Annotated in this window: 1 protein-coding gene; it reads left to right on the top strand. The window is 45.7% G+C overall.

Features of this window, described 5'->3' with window-relative positions; translation table 11 throughout:
• The coding region (locus tag AC3A8L_RS21085) for a diguanylate cyclase (RefSeq protein WP_487964250.1) at nucleotides 1-2505 on the top strand (2505 nt) is incomplete at its 5' end.
• Between the last annotated feature and the right edge of the window lie 103 nt (nucleotides 2506-2608).

Raw genomic sequence — 2608 nt, 5'->3', positions numbered from 1 at the left:
CACGAATTACGCACCCCCATCAATGGCATTATCGGTTTAGCCGAAACATTAATGGGTGGCGCGGCAGGCCCTGTTAATGACGAATTAAAATCCAATTTAAATATGATATCCATCAGTGGCCGTCGCTTAGCGCATCTGGTCAATGATATTTTGGATTTTTCTAAACTTAAAAATAACAATATTACCATTCACGCAAAACCTATAAATGTACGCGCCGTGGCCGACATTGTATTAACGCTGTGTAAGCCATCAACCAGAGCCAAGCCCGTTATACTCAAGAACAATATCGACAAAAAAATTCCTGCAGCACTGGCAGACGACAATCGTTTACAACAGATTTTTTACAATTTAATTGGCAACGCCATTAAGTTCACGCAAGCCGGCACCATCGAAGTTTACTCAACTCTTGAGGATGACAAACTTTGGATTCACGTTAAAGATACCGGCATGGGCATTCCAGAAGACATGCTCGAGAAAATATTTATCGCCTTTGAACAAGTCGAACAACACGAAAACCGCAGCCATGGAGGCACAGGCTTAGGCCTCACCGTAACTCGCCAAATCGTCGAACTGCTCGGTGGCGAAATTCGAGTAATTTCAGAAGAACACGAAGGCTCCACCTTTAGCTTTAGCCTCCCTATCACCGATAAGCATGCCGACGATAGTTCTCTAGAGCAAAGTGGTGGTGTGCACGAACTGGCTAAATGCTTATCGTTTGATCACGATGCCGACATGTCACCCCCCAGTAATAATGCTGCACAGCCAGCAACAAACAACGAAATCAAACCTACGGCATCCCACGGAACACCCTTTAGCGAAGAAGACATAAAAGATAATGCGCGCTTCAAAATTTTAATTGTTGATGACGACGCCATTAACCGCAAAGTCTTAGTTAACCAGCTGACCTTAAAGAATTACAGCCTAGAAACCGCCGCCAACGGTGCCGAAGCTTTAGAGTACATTGAAAAAAGAGGCCCTTTCGATTTAGTCTTGCTGGATATTATGATGCCGGAAATGAGCGGCTACGAAGTTTGCTCGCGTATTCGGGTTTACTATTCCATACAAGAATTACCCATTATTTTCTTAACTGCGAAAAACTTGATCACCGATCTTGCCGATGGATTCCAACTTGGCGCAAATGACTTTTTAACTAAGCCCATTTCTATTGGCGAACTCACCTCGCGAGTACGCACCCACTTAGAGCTGCTAGACATCAATCGCAACCTCGAAGGCAAAGTGAAGCAGCGTACACAAGAAGTGACGCTGGCGAATCGGGAGCTACAAACACTCGACACCATCGTATCGACCATTCACCAAGAATTACGTTTTGACCGGCTGTTAAGCGTTATTCTTAAAGAAGCGATGACGTTATTCCCCACCGCAGATCGCGCCTCTTACTGGAACTATGAGAGCGAACAGGATCTCTTTAAGCTGTTATCACCGAAGAGCTTAAACAATTCCGAAGATGACCCATCAACAGGTCAGCATCACGGCGAGCTGCTCTCGCCAGCTGCAATAACAGAGCGCTTCACCCAAAACGGGCAGAATATTGCACAACACATTTATTACTTTACCCGCAACGATATTGAAATTATTAACCCATCCACACTCGACATACTGGATGCCAAAAGCGCACTGGCTATGACCATGATATTGGATGACGAAATTGTGGGCGTTCTTGTGCTTGCCAGCAACGCCTCAGAAGACACCTTCACCACATCGAAAGCCACAACGCTTGAACGCTTCCGCGCACACGTGGTGTCGGCACTCTCGAAATCAAACCTTGTGGATTTACTCGAGAAAAACTGCAATAAACTCGAACACATCAGCTCTACCGACCAACTGACGGGGTTACGCAACCGACATTATTTATACAACCACATCGAAATCGACGTAAAGAATTTACTCGAGCATTATAAAATAGGGGCGCGTACAAAAACGTCCATGCCTGAAAACGAAGATTACACGCTCTTCATTATCGACATCGATCACTTTAAAGCCATTAACGATACCTATGGCCATGTAGCCGGCGATAGAATTCTGCAGCGCATGGGCAATATTTTGATGGCCCTATTCCGCGAAACCGATTACTGCATTCGCTGGGGCGGTGAAGAGTTTTTAATTATCACGCGATTTTCTTCGCGCACTAAAGCAGCAGCAACCGCCGAAAAAATACGCACAGCTATAGACCAACACGACTTTGATATTGACGAAGACCTCAGTATTAAAAACACCTGCTCTATTGGCTTTGCCAGCTACCCCTTCTTACAGAACAACCCTTCGGCACATACCTGGGAACAAGTATTAGATATCGCCGACACCTGCCTATATGCCGCTAAAAACAGCCAACGCAATGCATGGGTTGGCCTATACGCTAAAGACGGTGAAAGTAACGCCGAAGTGGTCCCAACCTTTTTAAGTAATCCAGAGCAGGCTCTTAGCAGTAACCAAGTTTTTATTAAATCCAGCATCGCCATCGATAAAGTCGGCGGCTGGAAGAAATAAAAGTAACTATTCAGCCATGCTCAAATAGGCCGGCAGATTGATCATTTTCTGGGCCGCTCAAGCCATCCTTGGGCGCTATGCAAGCGCTCCCGGCGCTTGAATG

This window comes from Marinagarivorans sp., assembly GCF_982758155.1.
This window is presented reverse-complemented; position numbering and strand designations above follow the sequence as displayed.